Here is a 414-nt window from a genome sequence, read left to right on the forward strand (position 1 = left end):
CACGCTGACGGCGGCGATCGGCGCGTTCTTCCCGCTGGCGGCGGCGCGGGAGGCCTTCGCGCAGGCGCCGGCGGCGCCCGAGAAGCGCGACGTGAAGATCGGCTTCATCCCGATCACCTGCGCGACGCCGATCATCATGGCGGCGCCGATGGGCTTCTACGCGCGGCACGGGCTGAACGCCGAGGTGGTCAAGACCGCCGGCTGGGCCATCGTCCGCGACAAGGCGCTGAACCGCGAGTACGACGCGGCGCACATGCTGGCGCCGATGCCGCTGGCGATCTCCATGGGCGTCGGCTCCAACCCGGTGCCCTGGACGGTGCCGGCGATCGAGAACATCAACGGCCAGGCGATCACCCTGGCGATGAAGCACAAGGACCGGCGCGACCCGAAGGACTGGAAGGGCATGACCTTCGG

Annotated in this window: 1 protein-coding gene; it reads left to right on the plus strand. The window is 70.5% G+C overall.

What is annotated here, in order from left to right:
* A partial coding sequence (locus M0638_RS28625) for an ABC transporter substrate-binding protein (RefSeq protein ID WP_248670356.1) occupies window positions 1-414 on the plus strand: 414 nt, incomplete at both ends.

It is taken from the genome of Roseomonas acroporae (assembly GCF_023223525.1).
Classification (GTDB): Bacteria; Pseudomonadota; Alphaproteobacteria; order Acetobacterales; family Acetobacteraceae; genus Roseomonas_E; species Roseomonas_E acroporae.